At 61.7% G+C, this 23439-nt stretch carries 21 protein-coding genes; 17 read left to right on the top strand and 4 right to left on the bottom strand.

The window, feature by feature from the left end; genetic code table 11:
- Positions 1-68: 68 nt before the first annotated feature.
- Complete coding sequence (locus BW979_RS12895) at positions 69-1820, bottom strand: sulfatase-like hydrolase/transferase (RefSeq protein WP_076383951.1); 1752 nt, start codon at positions 1818-1820, stop codon at positions 69-71.
- A gap of 378 nt (positions 1821-2198) precedes the next feature.
- On the opposite strand from BW979_RS12895, the gene BW979_RS12890 reads away from it, so the two are divergent.
- The 17 genes from BW979_RS12890 to BW979_RS12805 all read left to right on the top strand — a co-directional run bounded on the left by BW979_RS12890 (position 2199) and on the right by BW979_RS12805 (position 20371).
- On the top strand, positions 2199-3563 hold the full coding sequence (locus BW979_RS12890) for a UDP-glucose dehydrogenase family protein (protein WP_076383950.1): 1365 nt from the start codon (positions 2199-2201) through the stop codon (positions 3561-3563).
- On the top strand, positions 3560-4630 hold the full coding sequence (locus tag BW979_RS12885; protein WP_047228534.1) for an NAD-dependent epimerase: 1071 nt from the start codon (positions 3560-3562) through the stop codon (positions 4628-4630). Before BW979_RS12890 ends, BW979_RS12885 begins: the two co-directional genes overlap by 4 nt.
- Positions 4627-5373: a sugar transferase gene (locus BW979_RS12880; protein ID WP_047228535.1), complete on the top strand. Its 747-nt coding sequence runs from the start codon at positions 4627-4629 to the stop codon at positions 5371-5373. The genes BW979_RS12885 and BW979_RS12880 overlap by 4 nt, the downstream gene beginning before the upstream one ends.
- Positions 5374-6018, top strand: a complete 645-nt coding sequence (locus BW979_RS12875) for a CpsD/CapB family tyrosine-protein kinase (RefSeq protein WP_047228536.1) — start codon at positions 5374-5376, stop codon at positions 6016-6018.
- A gap of 21 nt (positions 6019-6039) precedes the next feature.
- Positions 6040-7089: a polysaccharide biosynthesis/export family protein gene (locus BW979_RS12870; RefSeq protein WP_047228537.1), complete on the top strand. Its 1050-nt coding sequence runs from the start codon at positions 6040-6042 to the stop codon at positions 7087-7089.
- 2 nt (positions 7090-7091) lie between these two features.
- Positions 7092-8684 (top strand): GumC family protein, encoded by a 1593-nt coding sequence (locus BW979_RS12865; protein WP_047228538.1) that lies wholly within the window; start codon positions 7092-7094, stop codon positions 8682-8684.
- Positions 8681-9784 carry a glycosyltransferase family 4 protein gene (locus BW979_RS12860; protein WP_076383949.1) on the top strand — a complete coding sequence of 368 codons (1104 nt, stop codon included), beginning with the start codon at positions 8681-8683 and terminating at the stop codon, positions 9782-9784. Before BW979_RS12865 ends, BW979_RS12860 begins: the two co-directional genes overlap by 4 nt.
- A complete protein-coding gene (locus tag BW979_RS12855) occupies positions 9781-11151 on the top strand; it encodes an O-antigen ligase family protein (RefSeq protein WP_076383948.1) in 1371 nt (456 codons plus the stop codon). The genes BW979_RS12860 and BW979_RS12855 overlap by 4 nt, the downstream gene beginning before the upstream one ends.
- Positions 11148-12104 (top strand): glycosyltransferase, encoded by a 957-nt coding sequence (locus tag BW979_RS12850; RefSeq protein WP_047228541.1) that lies wholly within the window; start codon positions 11148-11150, stop codon positions 12102-12104. The genes BW979_RS12855 and BW979_RS12850 overlap by 4 nt, the downstream gene beginning before the upstream one ends.
- The gene (locus BW979_RS12845) at positions 12097-13233 is read left to right on the top strand and encodes a glycosyltransferase family 2 protein (protein WP_076383947.1); all 1137 of its coding nucleotides are present in this window, start codon (positions 12097-12099) and stop codon (positions 13231-13233) included. Before BW979_RS12850 ends, BW979_RS12845 begins: the two co-directional genes overlap by 8 nt.
- Positions 13234-13244: 11 nt before the next feature.
- Positions 13245-14249, top strand: a complete 1005-nt coding sequence (locus BW979_RS12840; RefSeq protein WP_076383946.1) for a polysaccharide deacetylase family protein — start codon at positions 13245-13247, stop codon at positions 14247-14249.
- The gene (locus tag BW979_RS12835) at positions 14246-15550 is read left to right on the top strand and encodes a lipopolysaccharide biosynthesis protein (protein ID WP_076383945.1); all 1305 of its coding nucleotides are present in this window, start codon (positions 14246-14248) and stop codon (positions 15548-15550) included. Before BW979_RS12840 ends, BW979_RS12835 begins: the two co-directional genes overlap by 4 nt.
- A gap of 239 nt (positions 15551-15789) precedes the next feature.
- Positions 15790-16479, top strand: coding sequence for a GNAT family N-acetyltransferase (locus BW979_RS12830; protein ID WP_076383944.1), 690 nt, complete (start codon positions 15790-15792; stop codon positions 16477-16479).
- A gap of 214 nt (positions 16480-16693) precedes the next feature.
- Positions 16694-17383 carry a hypothetical protein gene (locus tag BW979_RS12820; RefSeq protein ID WP_047228547.1) on the top strand — a complete coding sequence of 230 codons (690 nt, stop codon included), beginning with the start codon at positions 16694-16696 and terminating at the stop codon, positions 17381-17383.
- Positions 17384-17388: 5 nt separating this feature from the next.
- Positions 17389-18567 carry a GNAT family N-acetyltransferase gene (locus BW979_RS12815; RefSeq protein ID WP_076386594.1) on the top strand — a complete coding sequence of 393 codons (1179 nt, stop codon included), beginning with the start codon at positions 17389-17391 and terminating at the stop codon, positions 18565-18567.
- Entirely contained in the window at positions 18539-19333 is a 795-nt protein-coding gene (locus tag BW979_RS12810; protein WP_047228569.1) for a ChbG/HpnK family deacetylase, read from the top strand. The genes BW979_RS12815 and BW979_RS12810 overlap by 29 nt, the downstream gene beginning before the upstream one ends.
- 96 nt (positions 19334-19429) lie before the next feature.
- Positions 19430-20371 carry an alpha/beta hydrolase gene (locus tag BW979_RS12805; protein WP_076383943.1) on the top strand — a complete coding sequence of 314 codons (942 nt, stop codon included), beginning with the start codon at positions 19430-19432 and terminating at the stop codon, positions 20369-20371.
- A 189-nt stretch (positions 20372-20560) separates the two neighbouring features.
- On the opposite strand, the gene BW979_RS12800 is transcribed toward BW979_RS12805, so the two are convergent.
- From BW979_RS12800 to BW979_RS12790, 3 genes are read right to left on the bottom strand one after another with little or no spacing between them, the layout of a single operon-like run.
- On the bottom strand, positions 20561-22303 hold the full coding sequence (locus BW979_RS12800; protein ID WP_047228549.1) for an ABC transporter substrate-binding protein: 1743 nt from the start codon (positions 22301-22303) through the stop codon (positions 20561-20563).
- A 46-nt stretch (positions 22304-22349) separates the two neighbouring features.
- Positions 22350-22622, bottom strand: a complete 273-nt coding sequence (locus BW979_RS12795) for a DUF2160 domain-containing protein (protein WP_047228550.1) — start codon at positions 22620-22622, stop codon at positions 22350-22352.
- 10 nt (positions 22623-22632) lie between these two features.
- Positions 22633-23433 (bottom strand): carbohydrate ABC transporter permease, encoded by an 801-nt coding sequence (locus BW979_RS12790; protein WP_047228551.1) that lies wholly within the window; start codon positions 23431-23433, stop codon positions 22633-22635.
- Positions 23434-23439: the final 6 nt, after the last annotated feature.

The following is a 23439-nucleotide window of genomic DNA, read 5'->3' as shown; positions in this document are numbered from 1 at the left end:
GCCTTCGCGAGCAGGCTCGCTCCCACAGGGGATTTGCGGGGGTATGCAAGGCCTGCGGACAACTCGGACTACTGTGGGAGCGAGCCTGCTCGCGATGACGGCGGCACTTTCAACATCGATCCCGCCTGACCCGCCGCCATCTCGGCCTGAACCGGGCCTGGTGTGACAATGTGCTTGAGGTCGATGTGTTTCCATTCAGGCAGCGCCCCCAGCCGCGCATTGAAGCGGTAGTTGAAGGTAAAGGCGTCTTCGGTCGGCTGGCTCAGGGATTTCCCATAGGTCGCTTCAACACCGGCCGGGTCGTACCCCATCAACTGCAACAGCGTCGGGAAGATGTTGTAGTGGCTGGAGCGGTCCTTGTTCTGTGCCCATGCCCGCTGCCAATCCAGGGTCTGCAAGCGCGCGCCTTCTATGACCACCAGCGGCACAAGCCCTTCCTCCGCCACCGGGTCACCGCCGCAGTGGGTATTGAGCCCAGGGTTGCCGCGCTCGTGAAGGTCCTGGCCGTGGTCGGAGGTGTAGATCAGCACGGCGTTGCCCAAATCGGCCTGCTGGAAGATCCGCCTGAAGAACTCTCCGACATTCCACAGCAAAGTGTTCTGGTAGGCATTGCGGTACAGCTCCCAGTCATGGGTCCGGCCATCAAAACCGTCACGCTGGCCGGTATCGGCGACTTCGAGAAAGCGCCCACGCGGCAGTGCGGGACGATAGCTCATGAACTCATCCGGGTATTTGTCGTGCACGGGAAAATGCGCACCGAGCTTGTTCACTACCACCAGCTCGGCCCGGTCATTGCCCAACCGCTCGATCAGTTGTGCGGCAACCGCCATGTCTCGCTCGAACACCGGGGTGCGGTCGAACTGCACGAAGTCGTCGATATCGTTTTTTTCAGTGTCGGTCATCAGGTTCTGAAGGTGACCACCGGTACGCTGGGCGTCGATATAGACCGTGCGCAACCCGGCGTTTTTTGCATACTGCCAGATCGACGGCAACGTGCTGTTGATGCGCACGTAATCGGCCCGGGTGCCGCCGTAACGCAAGGTGACGTTGGTGTCGGCGCTGCAGTTGGCAATGGAAGCCGCGTAACCGAAATTGACCACCTGCACCCCATCGGGCGGGGTCTTGAGGCCGGTGTGCACGCCGAACGGCGTATTGATATCCAGATAATTCCCAGCGACGCTTTCATCGATAATCAGCACAATATCATGCTCGATCGGCGATGTTGGCCGCGTCAGGCGGATCGGCTCCCGAGGACCGACGGTGTTGTGCAGGGCTTCGTAAACGAACAGATTCAGATAGGCCAGCGGTGTGTACATCACCGGCAACCCCCGTGCGCCCTCGCCCGCCCGGACGAACAGAACACCACTGAGCAACAACACGCCCACCACAGGTGCGGCGATTGGCAAATAACCGGGCAATGACACCGACCGCCGAGGCTTGAGACCCAGTCCCAGCAGCAGCAACAGGCCACCGGTGGCGGCGCTGACAATCACTTCGCGGTACTGCGAAGCCGCCTCCCCGATAAAACCACCCGAATACACCAGCGACACAAACTGGCTGTACGTCAGATAGCTATCGGTCACCCTCGTGTAAACCTCGAAAAACACCGCCGAACCAAACATCGCCAGGGCAAACAGGTGGCGCACGGAGGTCTGGCGGATGTACGCACTCATCCACAGCGCCACCACCAACACCACGAACATCGCGCCGAACAGCAACGTGGCAAATCCCAAACCCAAGGCATTCAGACGATCAAGGTAATAGTCATATCCCCTGATCAAGTACAGCACCAGCAACAGTTCCTTGAGGTATCGGAGCATGTGTTTCTCGGCGATAGGGCGGCGTTGGATAGAGGGTCGTTTTCTGCACGTTAGCAGCGGCTTTGCAAAGCGCAAGAAAAGGGACGAACGGCCAATGCGTCAAAAAAAAGTTAGCCCAAAAATGACACACTTGAAGCCAGTTAAACGTAAAAACCTATGGATAAATACCGTTCATCGCCTAGTTAAAAGCCGTTACAGCCCTTTAAAAACGGCACTTTTCTAAACCAGTCAATGACTTGATATCAAAAGGCCAAGTTCTGTCGAGTTTGCCAACAGTGACAACTGTCATTTTGCTGACACGCTTTTCTGAAGCTGCGCTATACCCCTCTAAACAGTTTCATCCGAGTTACATCAACCGTCTTGCGAGGCACGCCAAAAATGGATGTGAGCGTATTTGGTACGGGGTATGTGGGATTGATTCAAGCGGCTGCGTTGGCCGACGTCGGTCACCGTGTTTTGTGCATCGACATTGACCCCAACAAGATCCGTCAGCTGCAGCAAGCGGTGCCACCGATCAGCGAGCCTGGGTTGTCCGAACTGCTCGAAGAGAACATCAAGAGTGGCCGGCTGCTGTTCAGTGATCAGGCCAGCGATGCGGTCAATCACGGCGAACTGATTTTCATCGCCGTCGGCACGCCAGCCGATGAAGACGGTTCGGCAGACCTGAGCCATGTACTGGCGGTCACCCGCCAGATCGCGGACTTCATGGACAGCGACCGCACCTTGATCATCAAGTCCACGGTGCCGGTCGGCACCGCCGACAAGGTCGCCGAATGTGCCCATCAGGCATTGGCTCGCCGGGGCCTGAAACAGCTGAACGTGCGAGTGGTGTCCAACCCCGAGTTTCTCAAGGAAGGCAGCGCCCTGGCCGACTGCATGCGCCCGGACCGGATCATCATCGGCACCGCCGACCCGCTGGCCCGCGATCAGATGAGCGAGCTGTACGCGCCCTTTTGCCGTAACCGCGAAAAGCTGATGTTCATGGACAACCGCAGCGCCGAACTGACCAAGTACGCGGCCAACGCCATGCTCGCCACCCGCATCAGCTTCATGAACGAACTGGCCAATCTCACCGAAAGGCTGGGCGCCGACATCGAAGCGGTACGCAAGGGCATCGGTTCGGACCCTCGTATCGGCTATCACTTCATCTACCCCGGGTGCGGCTTCGGCGGTTCATGCTTTCCCAAGGACCTGCGCGCCCTGCTGCATACCGCCGAACAAAGCGGCATGCCCCTGCGCCTGCTGCGCAGTGTCACCGACGTCAACGACAGCCAGCGACACATTCTCTTCGAGAAACTGACGCAACAGTTCTCCGGCGGCCTGGCCGGCAAGTCGATTGCGATTTGGGGCCTGGCTTTCAAACCCAACACCGATGACATGCGCGAAGCCCCCAGCCGCTACCTGATGGAAGCGCTGTGGCGCGAAGGCGCTCGGGTCCATGCCTACGACCCGGAAGCCATGTCCGAATGCCGCCGCCTCTACGGCTACCGCAAAGACCTGAACCTGTGCGCCACCCGCGACGACACCCTGGAGGATGCAGACGCCCTGGTGATCTGCACCGAGTGGAAGAACTTCCGGGTCGTGGATTTCGCTCTGTTGGCCAACAAGTTGCGCGCCCGGGTCATCATCGATGGCCGCAACCTGTACAACCCCGAACATCTGGCCGCCGCCGGCCTCTTGTATCGCGGCATCGGATTGCGTCACACCGTGCCCAGCAGCCTGACCCAGGGGCCACGGGCATGAACATTCTGGTGACCGGCGCGGCCGGTTTCATCGGCGCCCATTGCGTGCTGCGGCTGCTGCGCGACGGCCATCAGGTGTGGGGGCTGGACAATTTCAACGACTACTACGACCCGCAGCTCAAGCACGACCGCGTGGCGTGGGTGAAGGATCAGGCGGGGGACTTTGCGTTGGCCCGGGTGGACCTGACCGACGCCTCGGCCATCGATGAGTTGTTCCAGTCACACCGCCCCGACGTGGTGATTCATCTCGCCGCCCAAGCCGGCGTGCGTTATTCCCTGGAGAATCCACGGGCCTACGTCGACAGCAACCTCAGCGGGTTCCTGAACATTCTGGAAAGCTGCCGTCGCCATCCGGTCAAGCACCTGATCTACGCCTCCTCAAGCTCCGTGTATGGCGCCAACCAGCGCACACCTTACTCAGTACAGGACGGCGTGGACCATCCGCTGTCGCTGTATGCGGCCAGCAAGAAAGCCAACGAGTTGATGGCCCACAGTTACAGCCATCTGTTTGGCATCCCATGCACCGGCCTGCGGTTTTTCACGGTGTACGGCCCCTGGGGCCGGCCGGACATGTCGCCGATCCAGTTCGCCCGCGCCATCGCCGAAGGCCGCGTGTTGCAGTTGTTCAACCATGGCGAGCACCAGCGCGATTTCACCTACATCGACGACATCGTCGAAAGCATCGCCCGGCTGATCGAACGCCCGCCCCATGCCATGCCACAGTGGGATCGCGATCAACCGGACCCGGCCACCAGCGCAGCGCCCTGGCGGATCTACAACATCGGCGGGCAGCACCCGGTAGCGCTGCGCACCTATGTGGCGTTGCTGGAAAAGCACTTGGGACAAACCGCCCGGATCGAACTGCTGCCCCTGCAACCAGGGGACGTGTTGAACACCTGCGCCGATGCCAGCGGCCTGGCGCGGGTCACCGGTTTTCAGCCGCGCATCGAGCTGGACGAGGGCCTGGGGCGCTTCATTGCCTGGTTCCTCGATTACTACGCCCTGCCTATCGCCGACACCGCTTGCAGCCCAACGCATGCGACCAACCTTCAGCGGAGGAGTCTATGACCCGACATGAGCAATGCATTCCTATCACCGCCCGCGGGGGCGACAAGCGTGTCGATCCCGAACACCGCCGACGCCTGGACGCGGCCATCCATCGTCAGGGCCGCGGCTGGCTGACTGGTCGCGACGGCGGTCGACCCTGGACGGTCTCGCGCACCAATCGGGTGGTGGCCTGTCTCGGCGCGCTGTCGATCCTGGTACTGCTCAGCCCGCTGCTGCTGGGCCTGGCCCTGCTGATCAAGTTCTCAAGCCCCGGTCCAGTGCTGTTTGTGCAGAAACGCACCGGATACCGCGGTCGGGTCTTTGGCATGTACAAGTTCCGCACCATGGTTGCTGATGCCGAGGCGCTCAAAGAATCACTGCGCCACCTCAACAAGCACGGCGCCGATGCCATCGACTTCAAGATCGACAACGACCCGCGCATCACCCCCGTCGGCCGGTTCCTGCGACGCAGCAGCCTCGACGAGTTACCCAACCTGATCAATGTGGTGACCGGCGACATGCGCCTGGTCGGCCCGCGGCCGACCTCGTTCAACGCCTACCGCTACAAGGACAACCATCTTGTCCGCCTGAGCATCTACCCCGGCTTGACCGGCCTGTGGCAGATCTCCGGGCGCAGCAACATCGACTTCGACCAGCGCGTGGAACTGGACCTCAGCTACATCGCCGAACAAAGCCTGTTGCTGGACTTGAAGATCCTGATGATCACCCCTTTCAAAGTTTTCAGCGGCCACGGAGCGAGTTAAATGGACGGTTCAACCAATATCCTGAGCATCGCAAGCCCGAGCGAGACCAACCTGACCTCAACCGTGCTTGACCCATCCATACGGATTCTGCTTCTGACGGCCGCCAACACCGGCACCGGAACCAGTACCAGTGCCATGGCCCTGGCCGCTCAACTGGCGCAGATGAGCAGCGGCCGCGTACTGCTGGTGGACGCCAGCCAGTCGCCGCGCAACCTCAGCCAGCAATTGTCGCTGCACAAGGAGCGCGGCTTCAGCGACCTGCTGTTCAACAGCCTCGCACCGCCCTTGTTGCAGGACTGCGTGGTGCAGACCTCCAGCTTGCCCTTCGACGTGCTGCCCAACGGTCGTCTGGGGCGCAATGCCGAGCGCCTGAACCCCGAGCAGCTTCGCCCGCTGTTCAAGCAACTGGCCGGGCAGTACCGCTTTGTGGTGATCGACGCTGACGCGGTGTACTCGGCCTGCGACACCCTGGTCATGAGCACCCAGGTGGACGGTGTGGTGCTGGTGGTGCGCGGTGAAGACACCCGCTGGGAGGTGGCCCAGGCCGCTCGCCTGCGTCTGACCCAGGCCGGCGCCAAGGTGGTGGGCAGCGTGTTCAACCGCCGCAAGTACTACATGCCCAAGTGGCTCTACAACAACCTGTAAGCCTGCAAAAAGGATGACGAGATGAACGCCAGATTGCTTGTCCTGCTGCTGTTGCCGCTTGCCGGTTGCACCAGCCACACCGAAACCCGCTCCATGCCGGTGCAGATCCTTACGGCGGCACCGGCCAACGCCCAGGCCACCGACATGCCCCGGGTCGAACAGACCCTGCGTCCCCAGGATGTGCTGGATGTGATCTTTCACATCAGCACCAGCGGGCCGGATGCCTACCGGGTCCAGCCGGGTGACCAGGTGGCCTTGAACTTCACCGCCGCCAGCCAGCTCAACGGCGCACAACAGGTAATGCCCGACGGCAGTATCGAACTGCCGGGGGCCAACACCTCGGTAAAAATCGCCGGGCTGACCACGGATGAAGCACGCCTGGAGGTACAGCGTGCCTATGACCGCAAAATGCTGTTCCAGCCCAACCGCAATCAATTGACGGTGCATGTCACCAGCCCGTTGAGCAACGAGACAAAACTGCGCAACACCCTGACCCACCCGGGCACCGGCATGAGTCGGGAGATCACCGTGGGCCGGGATGGTTACGCAAGCTTCCCCGAAATCGGTGCCGTGCCGCTGCAAGGCATGACCGTCAATCAACTGGAAACCTACCTTAACGAGCGCTACGCCCAATTGCCGGGGCGCATGTCCGTCGATGTGCTGCTCAAATCCACCGCTGGCAACGAGATCTATGTCCTCGGGGAAGTGGCCCAGCCCGGTTCCTACCCGATCCGCCGGCCGATCTCGGTCCTCGAGGCCCTGACCCTGGCCCGTGGCACCAACGTCAAGGCCCGACTCGACTCGGTGGTGATCATGCGCCGCAACGGCAATCAGGTCGAAGCCCGCCACTATGACGTGGAAAAAGCCCTGAGCGGTGACGCCTCGCAGATCGCCTACCTGCAGCCCGAAGACATGCTTTTCGTGCCCAAGACCGGGCTGGCCAAAGCCGGTGAAATGGCTCGGCAACTGGCCGACGTGGTGCTGTTCCAGGGCATGGGAGTCAGCTTCGGCTACCGCCTTGACAGCAAAGGCGACAACGGCAGGTCCAACACTTCTGCAGCAGGTAATTGATCATGAATCCCAAGGAAAACTATCTGCATGAGTTCTTCAGGATTTTCTTCGCCAACAAGCAGTGGGTGAAGCGCGTCTTCCTGATCTTCGCCGTGATCGCCCTGGCGCTGCCGTTGATGCTCAAACAGAGCTTCGACATCACCGCCCAGGTCATCGTCCAGTCGAAAAAACTCTCCCAGGGCGACGCCACCACCTCGCTGAACCAGGAAGACGCCACCTTCATTCCACCGTCCCTGGCGGACATGGAAACCGAGAGCAATATCCTGCGCTCGCCGGCCCTGATCCGGCAGACCATCAGCACCCTGCGCGATCAGGGCGAGTACACCCCTAGCCCCGGCATCTTCAACAAATGGGTGAGCGAGCCGCTCAAGCACTATGTCACCACGCCGCTGCGCGAGTACGTCGTCAACCCGCTGCGCGACGGCCTGGGGCTGGAAGTCGATCCGGTGCGAGATACCACGCTCGACATGCTGACCGACGAAGCCATCGCCAACCTGAAAATCGAAACCCTGCCAGGCTCCAACGTCATCTCCATCGTCTACAGCTTCGGCGACCCGGCCCAGGGCACCCGGTTCGTGGCGCAACTGCTGGAGAACTACCTCTCCGGTCGCCAGGACCTGCAATCGATCGAGCTGCCGCAAGCCTTCTATGAGCAGAAGAAAACCCAGTACCAGACTCGCCTCGACGGACTGGAGGGCACCCGCCTGGCGCTGCTTGAAGACGTCAGCTCCTCCGATCCCAAAGAGGAGATCACCTTCCGCCTGAACGCCATCAACACCGAAGAACAGGCCTTGAACCTGTACCGCGATCGTCTGCTGCAAAGCCAACGCTGGCTGGATTACCTCAAGACCAGCCTGGCAGCGGCGAACAACTCACGGTTCAACGACTACACCTTCCCGTTCACCTTCACCACCACCATGGACAACATCGCCTTCGAAGACCGGGAAATCAAACAACTGGGCGAGCAACTGACCACTCAGGTCAGCCGCTACATGAATGATCTGGCGATCTTCCAGCCCGGCAGCGAGCCGATGCTGTTGACTCGGGAGCAGATCGCGCGCACCCGCCAGCAGTTTCTCAAAGTGGTGAGCAACCGCATCCAGGAACGCACCAACGACCTGGCAGTCGTCAGCTCGGTGATCGACCAGAAAACCGCGCGCATCGCCGAGTTCAAGGAGCGTATCCATCAGTTGCAGCAAACCCAGAGCAAGCTGCGGCAGATGGACACCGAGATCAATGCCCTGCATGCGGCATTTTCCACCTACGCCCAGCGGTTCGCCGAGAGCAGCACCGCCCGCGCGCTGGACAACGACCTGTCCAATGCTCGCGTCCTCAGCCCGCCGTTCGAACCGACCGCCCCGGCGTTTCCCAAGCCGATGCTGATTATTGCGTTCGGTCTGTTCAGCGGCTTGCTCCTGGCGATCGCCCTGGTCTATGTGCGTGAGTTCTTCGACCATCGCTTCAAGCACCCTGCCCAGATTACCCAGCAACTGGATGTACCGGTGTTGCTGGTGATCAACGAGCAGAACCCCGAACAGGTCAACCCGCACCGCAATTGGAGCCTGCCCAGCCTTGTCCATTGGGTGCGCAATTGAACGCGCCGATTGGCCCGACCTGCCGCAGCAGCGCCCTGCCGATCATTCATTTGCTCGACAGCGGCGGCTTCTACGGGGCCGAGCGGATGTTGCTCGATCATTGCCTGGCCACGCCAGGGCAGCACCAAGTGCTGTTCCTGGCGGCGCCGCCGACCTTGATCACGCGCTTTCGCCAGGCCGGGGTCGATTGCCGCCACTGCGCCAGTTGGGCCGAGCTGTTGCAGCACCTGCGCCAGCGACGGGACGAGCAGCCGCTGATCAACACCCATAACTTCAAGGGCCTGCTGTTCGGCTGGGCTGCGGCCACGCTGCTGCGCTTGCCCCTGGTCATCACTCAGCACGGCTTTACGCCTCGCAGCACCAAGCAACGGTTCTACACGTGGCTGAGCCTGCAACTGTGCCGCACCGCCTCGGTCAAGCGCGTGGTCTGCGTGGCCGAAAGCATTGCCGTGCTGCACCGCCAGGCCAGCGTGCGCGCGGAAAAACTCGACGTGATCCCCAACGGCCTGCCGTCGATCACAGCACCGCTGCCTCATCGTGACGACCGGCTGCGCTGGCGGGTCGGCTACGTCGGTCGCTTGAGCCACGAGAAAGGCCCGGACCTGTTCCTCGACGCCATGATCCCCCTGTGCCAGCGGCATGCATCGCTGCACGCGGTGATGCTCGGCGACGGCCCGGAACGTCAGGCCTTGCTCAAGCGCATTGCCGACGCGGGCCTGCCTACTCGCATCGAGCTGCCCGGCTATCAGACCGACATGAACCCCTGGTGGAGTCAGCTCGACGCGCTGGTGATCAGTTCGCGCACCGAAGGCACGCCGATGATTCTGCTCGAAGCGATGCAGGCCGGAGTGCCGGTGGTGGCGTTCGGTGTGGGGGGCATTCCCGATGTGCTGCAGGACCGTCACAACGGCCTGCTCGCGACGCCGGCCGACAGCGCCGAACTGGCCCGGCAGATCGAAACACTGTTTGGCGAACCGCCCCTGGCGCGGATCCTGGCCGATAACGCGCGCCGTACCCAACGGGACCGTTATGACCTGCGCGCCCTGGCCGAACGCTGGTCGCAGCTCTATATCCGCACGGCACGGGAGGCTCGTCCATGATTGTCCCGCTCTCGATCGTCAGTCTGCTGGGCCTGGTTTGCCTGGCGTTGCTGGCCAGCCCCTATCCCTTCCTGGCGCCGGGAGCGGTGCTCGGCCTGGTGGGCGTCGCCGTGCTATACCGCAAACCCGGCTGGGGCTTGCTGGGCATTGCGGCGCTGGTGCCGTTCGAAGGTCTGTTCAAGGAGAATGCTTTTTCGGGCAGCAAATTCTTCGGCGTGGCGCTGATTCTGATCCTGATGCTGCAACTGGCCCTGCGCCAGATTCCCTCATCACGCTTGAGCAGCAATATCTGGCGGCCGCTGATCGCCTTCATGATGCTCTATGGCCTGAGCCTGATGCTGTCGCAGAACCTGGGCCTGTCCATGACCCATCTGCGCGAACTGATGGTAGGGCTGATTCTGTTCGTGATTACCCTGCTGATCGGGCGCGAGCTGAACCTGGACCTGTTCTGCCGACTGATGACCCTGAGCGTGACCACCACCTGCGTGCTGGCAATGTTTTCGGTCAAATACCAGGACCAGGGCCGCGCATCCGGCCTGCTGGAAGACCCGAACGCCTTTGCCCTGTTGATCGCCTTTACCGTGCCGATGGCGTTGTTGCTGGTGTTGCGCAGCCCGAACCTGCTGCACCGATTGTTCTGGGGTGGCTGTTTCATCCTGCTGCTGGGCGGCATGACCAAGACCGAATCGCGCTCGGGGCTGGTGGTGCTGTTGCTTAGCCTGGTGATTGGTCTCTATCACTATCGTGCCCAAATGCCGCGCATCCGCCCGCGACACCTGGGCTTCGCCATGCTCGGGCTGGCAATCATGATTCCCTTGGTGATTGCGGTGATGCCGGCCGGCTACGTGGCGCGCATCCAGTCGCTGAGCATCCTCAGCGCCGGCGCCAGTGCCCACAAAGACGAATCCCTGGGCCGTCGTGCCTCGTACATCGTGGTCGGCAGCAAAATGATCCGCGAGAACCCGGTGCTGGGCAGCGGCCCGGGCACGTTCCCGCTGCACTACGCCCCCACGGGCTACGCCAAGGCGTTCTCGGCCAATCGCAAGCTGGGGGATCTGTATCGCCGGGCCCACAACACTTACCTGGAAATCTTCAGCGAGATCGGCATCCCTGGCGGGCTGATGTTCGTCGGCATGATCGGCCTGGGCCTCTACAACCTGTGGCGCGCCCGCCAGCTCTGGTTGCAACGTCGGGACTGGGTGCAGGCGGACCTGCTGACGCACCTGGGCATGAGTTTCCTGTCGCTGGCGCTGTTTTTGATGTTCCTCAGCGCCCCCAACCATAAGTTGCTGTGGATCATGCTCGCCATCACCAGCGTGTTGCGCTACGACGCCGAACAGGCAACACCGCAGGAGGCCCGTCCATGAGCCGCATCAGCATTGTGATCCCGATGTTCAACGAGGCCCGACACATTGGCCGTACGTTGCTGGCGGCGCAGGAAGCCGCTCGCCAGGCGCAACTGGACTGTGAGTTGATCGTGGTGGACAACGGCTCGGACGATCATGGGCCGCGCATTGCCAACGAACTGGGGGCGCGCGTGCTGATCGTGCCCGGCGTGCACATCGGCGCCCTGCGCAACCGCGGTGCGGCCATCGCCCATGGGGAATGGCTGGCGTTCATCGACGCCGACATCGAGATGCCGGCCAACTGGCTCAAGCTGCTGCTGGAACTCCAAGGCCAGGGCGATGTGCTGGGCCTGGACCTGGACACCCCCGCTCAGGCGCCTTGGTTCGCTCAAGCCTGGCAACGCCGCAGCCAACGGCCAGGCTCGCGTCCCTTGCACCGGGTGCAGTGGCTGCCCAGCGCCAACCTGTTGTTGCGTCGCCAGTGGTTTGAGCAGGTCGGGGGGTTCGACGAAACCCTGCGCACGGGCGAAGACAAGGATTTTTCCCTGCGCCTGCGCAACGCCGGGGCGCAGTTGCTGCTGGTCAATGAAAACGTGGCCCTGCATTGGGGTTACGAAGGCAGTTGGCGGGAGTGGATGAGCAAGGAACTGTGGCGCCAGGGCAGCCATTTGCAGTTGCTGCGCAGCCATGGTCCGAGTCTGCGCCTGCTGCGTTTTCCGGCGCTGTCCATCGGTGCCTGGGGCCTGGACTTTCTGGCGTTGGTCGCTCTGTTCCAGGGCCAGCCGCGCATCGCGCTGATGCTGCTGTTGCTGACCTCTCTGCCCGCGTTGTTCCTCAGTCTGCGTCAAAGCGGGCGTGACCTGCGCCTGACGCTGCAACTGTGGGCCTTGCACGGGGTGCGCTTGCACCTGACCGGCGCCGCATTGCTTCTCAACCTATGTCATTGGAACGTCAGGAGACCTGCCCGTGGCTGAATTTCTTTACTGGTCGTGCCTGTTGCTGCCGGTGTACGCCTACCTCGGTTATCCGTTGATGCTGAGCCTGCTGGCGCCACTTTTTCCGCTCCGGCGCTACGGGCCGGCGTTGCCGATGGACGTCAGCATTGTCATTGCCGCCCACAACGAGGCACGGCACATCGAAGAGAAACTGCGCACCTTGCTGGCCCAGGACTACCAGGCGCGCTCGCTGCAAATCATCCTGGCCAGCGACGGCTCCACCGACGACACAGTGGCCTGCGCTCGGCGGGTCATCGACCCGCGCATCACCGTGCTCGACCTGCCGCGCCAGGGCAAGGCCGCCGCCCTGAATACCGGCGTGGCCCACAGCACTGGAGAGATCCTGGTGTTCACCGACGCCGACAACCAATGGGCCGCCGATACCCTTGGCCACCTGTTGGCCCCGCTGGGCGATCCGCAAGTCGGCGCCTGTGCCGGGCATATGGAAATCCCCGTGCCGGGCAAGGGCCTGAGCCTGGGCGATAGCCTGTATCGGCACTACGAAGGCTGGCTGCGTCAGGTAGAGAGCCGCACAGGTTGCATGGTCTCGGCCGACGGCGCCTTGCTGGCCCTGCGGCGCGAACTGTTTGAACCCATACCGGCGCAGGTCAACGACGACTTCTTCCTCAGCACCTGTGCGCCGGCGGCGGGCAAGTCCATCGTGTATGCGCCACTGGCCCGGGTCACCGACCAAGGCGTGGACGAAGCCGACAAACAGTTTCGCCGTCGCCAGCGGGTCACCGTTGGCGGCCTGCAAAGCCTGGCCCAGCGTCGGCAGTTGCTCAACCCTCTTCGTCACGGGCTCTACGCCATCGGCCTGATCAGTCACAAACTGATCCGCCGTCTGGCGCCGGTGTTGCTATTGCCGCTGCTGCTGAGCAACGCCTGGCTGTGGAATGAACATCTGTTCTATCGCCTGAGCCTGGTGGCGCAACTGCTCGGCTACGCCATTGCAATGATCGGCTTACTGGACGTAGGCCACCGATTGCCCAGGCCCTTTCGCCTGGCGGCGTTCGTGCTGGTGACGCTGGCGGGCATGAGCATCGGGCTGTGGCAGTTTCTGCGAGGTCATCGTTATAGCCAATGGAACCCCGAGCAGAACCGCTAAGGAGACGGCCCATGTCCATCAAACAAGTCTGCAAGCGCACCGGCGGCTGGCTGTACCTGAACACGTCCCTGGGCCGTGGTCCGTTGCGTGGCGCCGGCGTGATTCTGATGCTGCACCGGGTCCTTAACAATGACCGCGCCGCCGAGCTGCCCCATCGCAACGAATTGTGCGTGGGACCTGAGGCTTTCGAGCGCTTGCTGATCTGGCTGCAACGCTATTTCGAATGCGTGCCCTTGATGAGCCTGCTGCTGGCCGATCCTGAAAGCGTCCCGAATCGCCCGCGAGTGGCGCTGACCTTCGACGACGGCTGGCGCGACAACGCGATGAATGCCTTTCCTTTGCTGCGCCAATACCAGGTGCCGGCGAGTATTTTCCTGTCCACCGACTTCATCGGCAGCCGCCAGCACTTCTGGTGGGAAAGCATCGGCGAAACCCTGTGGGGCAGCCATGGCCAAGTGGCGCGACACTCGTTGATCGAGCATTTGCAGCACGTCGGCCGGCCATTGCCGGTGATGCTCGATGACTTGGATGAGCAGCGCCGCAGCCTGTCGCTGATGCACTATCTACAGAGCCTCAAGAGCCTTGACCCGCAGGTCTTGAACGACCTCACCGACGCCTGTCCCACGGGCGCCCAGCCCCAGGCCCTGGACTGGTTCCAGGTACGAATGCTGGAAGACTCCGGGCTCATCCGCTTCGGCCCCCACGGTGCCAGCCACGCGATTCTCACCGCGCTGGATGATCAGCGTCTGCACGAAGAGCTGAGCCGCAGTCGGGCGGCCCTGGAGAACGGTTGCGCCCAGCCGCTGCCGGTGTATTGCTACCCCAACGGCGATCACGATGAGCGCGTGCGTCAACAGGTGGCAGCCCACGGTTTCCCATTTGCCCTGGGCACCGAAACCGGCTTGTATCGCACCGACGGCGATCCATTGAACCTGCCACGCTTCGGCGTCAGCCAACGCAATGCCCAGCACCCTGAATTGCTGGCCTGGCGCATTCGCCGGGGGACACGCCCATGAGCCGCGGCCACTACCTCAAGCACTTGGCGCTGAGCATGGGCACGCGCCTGGCGATGATCGGCCTGCGCCTGCTGCGCAATGTGCTGCTGGCGCGGATCCTGGGGCCAAGTGAACGCGGGCTGTTCGCCCTGCTGAGCACCCTGCCGGACCTGATCAGCGCCGTCACCAGTGGCGGCTTGAATTCGGCCGTGGGCTATCAAGCGGCTCAACAACGCTCGATGGGCCTGCTGCTCAGCCAGGTGCTGGTCTTCGGCTGCCTGTTGGCCGGGTTATTGACGGTGCTGGTGGTGGCACTGGTGCGCGAATTCGGCGGCGAACTGGACATCACCACACAGTTGGGACTGTTGGCGTGGCTGCTGCTGTTGGCCGTGCCGTTGACCGTGCTCAAGAGCGGCCTGCTGACACTGCACAATGCGTCCGGCGGCGTTGGCGCCTTCAATGCCCTGCGGCTGATGGAATCCCTGGCGCCGCTGTTGCTGTTTCTGGCGCTGTTCTGGATGTGGAAAGACACCGCCCTGGAGGCCGCACTGATCAGTTGGCTGGCGGGTCTGAGCCTGGTGGTATTGGCCGGTTGGGTCTGGCTGCGGCGGGACCACAGGTTCACCCTGCAATGGGATCGCTCCAACCAGAAGGAGCTGTTGCGCTACGGTGCCCGCAGCCACCCCGATTTACTGTTCCAGCAAGTGGTACTGCGCTCGGACTACCTGTTCATCGGCGCCCTGCTGGGCAGCACTGCCCTGGGCCATTACGCCATGGCCAGCGCCGCCGCCGAACTGCTGCTGATTGTGCCTGAGGCGGTCACCACGCCGCTGATGAAGCGTTTGCTGCAGCAGGACTCCGACATGAAACGCCTGACGCCTCTGGCCCTGCGCCTGACCGCCACGGTCATGCTCGGCGCCTGCCTGGGCATGGCACTGATTGGTGAATGGCTGATCGTCACGCTGTTCGGCGCGGCCTACCAACCAGCCTATCCCGCCTTGCTGGCGCTGCTGCCGGGGCTGTTCGGATTGTGCTACGCGAGCATCCTGCGCCTGGATCTGCTGGGCAAGAACCGGCCCGGCACGGTTTCACTGCTGATGGGTGTGGGAGCGTTATTGAACCTGGCATTGAACCTGATCCTGATTCCGCGTTACGGCATCGTCGGGGCCGCCGCGGCGTCTTCGATCGCCTATATGGCCGTGACCGTCGCGCTACTGACGATGTACTGCCGCCTCAGTGGCGTGGCGCTATGGCAGACGCTGATCATCCTGCCCAGTGACCTGCTGCCAATGCGGCAGATGCTGATGGGGAAATCCGCATGAACGCCGTCGTCAGGCAGATCGTCATCGCGAGCAGGCTCGCTCCCACAGTGGCTCGCCGCCGAACACAAGAGCTGCGGCCGCTACACCTCCAATGTGGGAGCGAGCCTGCTCGCGATGGGGTCGGCCCGGAGCTTATGCAAACCCCTCAGATCGGGTATCTCCTGCCCGGGGACACCCTGTTTTGCCATGGACTGGAACACACCTCGTTTCTCCCACCACGCCACCCGTCAGGAGGCACCATGAAGTCCCTGCAAAAATTGCGTGATCGCATCCAGAAGAAAGGCCTGCGCGCTGTGCTCAAACAGCTGTTCAGGCGCTACGCGTATTTCCACTCCCGACTGGTGTGGCTGGAGCACGATGTGCGGACCCCGCTTCCCCCGCATAACCTCAAACCCTACCCACCAATGCGCCTGGAGTTCATCACGGTCAGCAATGCCGACGCGTTTGCCCGGCACTTCGGCGACCGCGTCAAAACCATGCGCGAGCTGGCGGCGGAGGGCTACACAGGCTTGATGTACCTGGATGCTCAAGGCGACACCGTGGGTTTCGCCTGGGGCAGTACGCGAGACTATTTCGACCGCCATTTCTATCGCTGCAACTTCCCGATCCAGCCTGGCGAGTACTTTCAGTTCGGTGGCGAGATGATCCGTGCCTATTGGGGTTCCAGGATGTCGGCGGACATGCAGTTGGAAATTTGGAAGATCATGGCTGACAAAGGTTGCGACACGATGGTCGATGTCTGCGACTTGCAAAACATCCCGGCGATCAAGATGCACCTGCGCATGGGCTTCCAGGAGCGCGGCAAGATCACCCACGTGTATCGCCTGTTCGGTCACTGGCGGTTTTTCCGCGACACGTTTTACCGCGGCTCGGCACTGGGCGCTTTTCAAAAACCGGATCAGCCGGTTGCATCGACTGCGGCGGCCTGATGTCCATGGCGATCCGGCTCAAATGGTGTCGCTCCTTGCCGTCCCAGCGGTGTGGCGCCGTGGCAGACACAGATCATCCTGCCCAGCGACTGGCTGCCGATGCGCCGGAGGCTGATGGGGACATCAGCATGAGTGCGCTCGTCAGCCAAAACCCCATCGCGAGCCAGCTCGCGATGGGGGCCATTTCCCAACCCGCCACCCGTCAGGAGGCACTATGAACGTTCTGCAAAAATTGCGTGATCGCATTCAGAAGAAAGGCCTGCGCACCGTGCTCAAAAAGCTGTGCAGACGCTACGTGTTTTTTCACTCCCAACTGATATGGATGGAGCGGGATCTGGTCAGTCCTGTGCGGCCTTGCAAACTTAAGCCTTATCCACTTTTGCGCAGGGAAGTCATCACTACCAGCAACGCCGACGCTTTCGCCACTCACTTCGGCGACCGTGTCGAGACCATGCGTGAGCTGGCAGCCGAAGGCCACACCGGCTTGATGTATCTGGACGACAAGGGCAACACCGTCGCTTTCATCTGGGGCAGTCAACGCGACTATTTCGACCGCCATTTCTATGGTTGCTGGTTCCCGGTCAAGCCGGGCGAGTTCTTCGAGTTCGGCGGTGAAATGATCCGCGCCTATTGGGGCAGTCAGCTATCGGTGGATGTGCAATTGGATCTCTGGAAGACCATGGCCGACAAAGGCAGCGACAAAGTAGTCGACGTCTGCGATCTGGAGAACATTCCAGCCGTAAAACTGCACCTGCGCATGGACTATCAGGAGCGCGGACAAATCACCCACGTGTATTGCCTGTTTGGCCGCTGGCGTTTTTTCCGCGACACGTTCTATAGCGGCTCACTACTGGACCCGTTTCGCAAACCGGCCCAGCCGTCCGCCACCACTGCGGCGGCCTGATGTCCATGGCGATCAGGTTCCAATGGTGCCGTTCCTTGGGCGCGGCGCAGTTCCCTGCAACAGCTTATGAACAGCTGCGAACCCTGGTGCCCGACACTACACCGTTCAACACATTGGCCTGGCTGCAAGCGGCGGAATTTGCGCTGCTGCCAGATCAGCAGCTCAACATACTGCTTGGCTGGCAGGATCAGACACTGTGCCTGTGTCTGCCGCTCATTTCGGGGCGCGAACGTATCTGTGGGCTGCGTTTCCGGGTATTGCGTCACTTGGGCTATCCATTGGCTGACCGCATCGCGCCGCTGATACGTCTGGAAGCCGAGGGTATGGCAGAGGCGCTGATGCAGATCCGCCAACATCTGCCCCATGCGTTACTACAGTTGAATGAAGTGACCGAACCGGTGGGTGAAGGAAGCGTCCTCAGTGCCTGGATGGCCCTGAGCTCGACCGGGGAACGGCGACTCAGTTGCCGGGTGCCGGTGCATTTGATCAGCGACAGCGACCGCCAGGAGATATCCGGTGATCCGCGCTACAAGTTACGCCGGGCGCGCAAGCGGATCGCCGCATGCGGTGCCCAAATCCGCCGGGTGACACCCGATGCCATCAGCATGGGGCTGCTGCTGCACGACCTTGCCGAAGTCGAGGCAGCCAGTTGGAAAGGAGAAGAAGGTGTCGGCATTTTCGCCGACCCCAGCCGTCGGCAATGGATGAATCACGCCTTCACTGCGCTCGCCGCCGAGGGCATGGTGCGGGTGGTGATACTGGAACTGGACGGTCGCTGCATCAGTTATCGCCTCGGCCTGCTGGATCAGGGACGACTGTACGACTACAACCTGGCGTTCCTGCCACAGCATGCCGACCTGGGCAGTGGTCGGGTTCTGCTCGAGGAGTGGATTCGCTGGGGGCTGGATGACAACTGGCGCTGGATCGATGCCTCGCGGGTCAGCCTGGAGAACTCGAGCCATCAACTGCATGAACGCATGACCGGACAACTGGAGCACTGGCGTTGGAGTTTTTATTCATGGCAGCCCGATGGCCTGGTACTGGGGCTCGCCTTGCGGTTATGGAAAAGCCTGAAACCGTTACTGCGCAAGCGCCCGACCGGGCAAAGCGCGACAGCGACTTCGTCATCTACCCCCAAGCGCCAGGAGAATGTGAATGCCACGCCAAGTGATCGTCAACGCTGACGACTTCGGACTCGATCTCAACGAAAACTCCCTGATTCTGCGGGCCTTCGAGGCTGGCGTGATCAGTTCGGCCACGGCCATGGCCAACATGCCGGCTTTCGAGCAAGCTTGTGAAATGGCCCGCAAACCGCTACTCGACGGCCGAATCGGCCTGCATTTCAATCTCAGCTTCGGCCGCCCGCTGAGCCAGACCATTGCTTCGCGACCGGCGTTTTGCGACACGAACGGCGAGTTCGACCTGAACCTCTCGCGCTACTGCCTGCGCCTTGGTTCAAAGGACCTCCGCGCGGTACAGGAAGAGCTTGATGCCCAATGGCAACGCTGTCTGGACCACGGCCTGCGGCCTAGCCACCTCGATTCTCATCAACACGTACATAACATCTGGCCCATTGGAGAGCTGGTGGCCCGCTTTGCCGCCCGACACGGCGTGCCGATTCGGTTGGCGCGTAACCTGGGGGCGAATCTCAACCTGCCCAAGCGCCTGTTCAAGACCATGCTCAACCGTCGCCTGCGCAGCCTGTGCGGCGCGACAGCCGACTACGTCTGCACACCCGCCGACCTGCACCACGCCGCGCCGCCAGGTCACGGCTCGCTTGAGGTAATCGTTCATCCACTGCACCTGGATGAAGACTTTGGCGACGCGAGCCTGATGCCAGGGGACTCACTGACCCAAGTGTTGCATAAACGCCTGTCGGGCGTACCTAGGGTGGCGTACGGCGCGGCGGTGAAGGCTTTGATATTGACCCAATATGGGGATGTGCAGTGATTTAGGATACGCGACAACAAGCCATCCGAAATCCCTCCACCCTTCCAGCGAATCTGATAAAAAGCACCTTCATGCCTTGAGTAGCGAATCGCATCGATGTCTTCGTCTCTTCTCTCCCGCCTTGGGCGACGCTGGCTGGCTTTGCTGTGCATGAGCGCGATGGTGGTCGGGCTGCCGGTGGGCTGTGGCGTGTTGCAGCACAAGGAACGTGAACTGGTGTTTCGGATCGAGCCAGGTACGGCAACCTGGTTCAGCGGCTTGCCGGGCGACGTGCAGGAGTTCGACCTCAAGCCCAAGAGCTTCAAGGCCGGGGAAAATATCCACGGCTGGTGGTGGCCGGCCGAACGCAAGAACGCGCCGGCGATTCTGTACCTGCACGGGGTGCGCTGGAACCTGACCGGTCAGTTGTTTCGTATTCGGCAGTTAAGGGCCCTGGGCTTTTCGGTGCTGGCCATCGATTACCGTGGTTTCGGCAAAAGCCAGGGCGATCTGCCGTCGGAAGCCAGCGTCTATGAAGATGCGCGCATTGCCTGGCAGCGTCTTGAAGTGCTGCAACCGGACCCGGCCCTGCGGCTGATCTACGGCCATTCACTGGGTGGCGCCGTCGCGGTAGACCTCGCCGCGGAGCTTGGCCAGAAGGCGGCGAAAGACGGCAGCCTCGTGCCCGCCCGAGGTCTGGTCATCGAATCCACGTTCACCTCCCTGGGCGATGTCGCCACCGCCATGGCGAACACCTCCCTGCCGGTGCGCTGGCTGCTGTCGCAGAAGTTCGACTCCATCGACAAGATCCGCGAGATCAACATGCCGTTGCTGGTGGTGCACGGCGCCGCCGACCGCTACGTCCCGCCACGCTTGAGCGAACAATTATTCAACGCCGCCCTGGAGCCAAAGCGTCTGTTGCTGGTGCCAGGCGCAACCCACAACAACAGCATGAATCTGGCGGGCAGCACCTACCGCCAAGCATTGGAGGCCCTGATGAAAGCCGGGCCATCGCCAGTGGCCGGACACCCTCCTATCAGCCCGGCCAAGGCGGGCTGATTCAAATCCGCCACCCAATCCCCCTGTGGGAGCGAGCCTGCTCGCGATGGCGGCGGGTCAGTTGGCATTAATGCGGGATGTGCCACCGCCATCGCGGGCAAGCCTTGCTCCCACCGTTTTGCGCGTCGAGGGGCCGGCCGCAAAAAAAAACGGCACCTTACGGTGCCGTTCATTCATTGCAGGTCCAGCTTATTTACGCGCCGCCTCCCATGATTTCAGCAGCTCGGCGTAGCTCACGGTTTCACCCTTAGGCTTCTCGTTGGCCAGTTTCGGCTTCGGAGCGCCCGGTTGGTCGAACCAGTATTGCGCGTCGCGCTCAGGGTTCATTTTCGGGGCGCAGGTGGCCTGGGCCTTGGAGCGTTCCAGACGGGTCATGATTGCGTCCTGATCCTTGGCCAACCCGTCGAGTGCCTGTTGCGGAGTCTTCTCGCCGCTGGCGGCTTCGGCGATGTGGCTCCACCACAGCTGAGCCAGGCGTGGATAGTCCGGCACGTTGGTCCCGGTCGGGGTCCATTGCACACGGGCCGGGCTGCGATAGAACTCAACCAGCCCACCGAGTTTCGGCGCCAGATCGGTCAAGGCCTGAGAGTTGATGTCCGACTCACGAATCGGCGTCAAACCTACAATGGTTTTCTTCAGCGATACGGTCTTGGACGTCACGAACTGCGCATAGAGCCAGGCGGCCAGCCTCTGCTTCTCAGGCGTGGACTTGAGGAACGTCCAGGAGCCCACGTCCTGATAGCCCAGCTTCATGCCCTCTTCCCAATACGGTCCGCGCGGCGACGGCGCCATGCGCCATTTCGGCGTGCCATCGGCGTTCATCACCGGCAGGCCCGGTTTGGTCATGTCGGCCGTAAAAGCGGTGTACCAGAAGATCTGCTGGGCGATGTTGCCTTGCGACGGCACCGGGCCGGATTCGGAGAAGGTCATGCCCGCCGCTTCCGGTGGCGCGTACTTCTTCATCCAGTCCACGTATTTGGTGGTGGCGAACACAGCCGCGGGGCCGTTGGTGTCGCCACCACGAGTCACGCTGGAGCCGACCGGATGGCAATTCTCGACGCGAATCCCCCACTCGTCCACCGGCAAGCCGTTGGGCAGGCCCTTGTCACCGCCACCGGCCATGGAGAACCAGGCATCGGTAAAGCGCCAGCCCAGGGACGGATCCTTCTTGCCGTAATCCATGTGACCGTAGACGCGCTTACCGTCGATTTCCTTGACGTCTTCAGTGAAGAACTTGGCAATGTCTTCATAAGCCGACCAGTTCACCGGTACACCCAGCTCGTAGCCGTACTTTTCCTTGAACTTGGCCTTCAGGTCGGCCCGCTCGAACCAGTCGGCGCGGAACCAGTACAGGTTGGCGAACTGCTGGTCCGGCAGTTGATAGAGCTTGCCGTCCGGCGCGGTGGTGAACGAAGTGCCGATGAAGTCCTTGAGGTCCAGGGTCGGCGAGGTGTAGGCCTTGCCTTCGTTGGCCATCATATCAGTGATCGATGCGGTCTTGCCGTAGCGAAAGTGCGTGCCGATCAGGTCCGAGTCATTGACCCAACCGTCGTAGATGTTCTTGTCCGACTGCATCTGGGTCTGCAGCTTCTCCACCACGTCGCCTTCCTGCAACAGGTCGTGGGTCAGCTCGATCCCGGTAATGTCCCTGAAGGCCTTGGCCAGCACCTTGGATTCATATTCGTGGGTGGCGATGGTTTCCGACACCACGTTGATTTTCATGCCGCGAAATGGCTCGGACGCCTTGATGAACCACTTGAGCTCTTCGAGCTGCTGTTCGGCTGTCAGGGTAGACGGCTTGAATTCACTGCCAATCCATTTTTTCGCCGCGTCTTCATAGGCGTCGGCCCAGGCCGCAGCGCTCAACCCGCTGAGTGCCAGCACGGCTGCCAATGAAACGCTATGTCGCAGCTTATTGTTTTTATCGAACATAGAGACCTCCTGTTTGGGTTTAAGAGCCTGATCGTCGAACCTTCGACTAGCCCCACCGCATCACTGCCAACAGCCACACCAAAGACAACGCGAACGCTATCCAGATGCTCCAGTCGGTGGCGCCGATCACCAGCAGATGCAGGTAGGCGCTACCGAGAAGACCGATAAACAACCGATCGCCACGGGTGGTGGCAATCGGCAGGAAACCGCGCCGAGGGATACTCGGCGAACGCAGTTCCCACGTAGTCATGCCTGCCAGCAGCAAGGCGATGACACCAAAGAAGGCCGCCGTCGGGCCGGTCCAGTTCATCCATTCCATCATCGTCTCCTCAGACCCGGCCCAGGGCAAAGCCCTTGGCCACATGGTTGCGTACGAACCAGATCACCAGCATGCCTGGCAGGATAGTCAACACCCCCGCCGCCGCCAGCACGCCCCAGTCGATACCCGATGCCGAGACCGTACGGGTCATGACCGCCGCGATCGGCTTGGCATTCACCGAGGTGAGGGTGCGCGCCAGCAACAGTTCGACCCAGGAAAACATGAAGCAGAAAAACGCCGTGACGCCGATGCCGGAGCCGATCAACGGGATGAAGATCTTCGCGAAGAACTTGGGGAAACTGTAGCCGTCAATGTAGGCAGTCTCGTCAATTTCTTTCGGCACCCCGGACATGAACCCTTCGAGGATCCACACCGCCAGCGGCACGTTGAACAAGCAATGGGCCAAGGCCACAGCGATATGAGTGTCGAACAGCCCGATGGACGAGTACAGCTGGAAGAACGGCAGCAGGAACACCGCTGGCGGCGCCATGCGGTTGGTCAGCAGCCAGAAGAACAGGTGTTTGTCCCCCAGGAACCGGTAGCGGGAAAACGCATAGGCCGCCGGCAACGCCACAGCCAGGGAAATCACCGTGTTCAGGCTGACGTAGTACAGCGAGTTCAGGTAACCGGTGTACCAGCTCGGGTCGGTGAAGATCACCTTGTAGTTCTGGAAGGTGAAATCCTGGGGCCACAGCGTCAGGGTGCCGAGGATCTCGGTGTTGCTCTTGAACGACATGTTCAGCAGCCAGTAGATGGGCACCAGCAGGAACAGGATGTAGATCAGCAACGGAATCAGCTTTCTCTTGCTCATGGCGCG

This window comes from Pseudomonas sp. A214, assembly GCF_900156295.1.
GTDB lineage: Bacteria > Pseudomonadota > Gammaproteobacteria > Pseudomonadales > Pseudomonadaceae > Aquipseudomonas > Aquipseudomonas rhizophila.
This window is presented reverse-complemented; position numbering and strand designations above follow the sequence as displayed.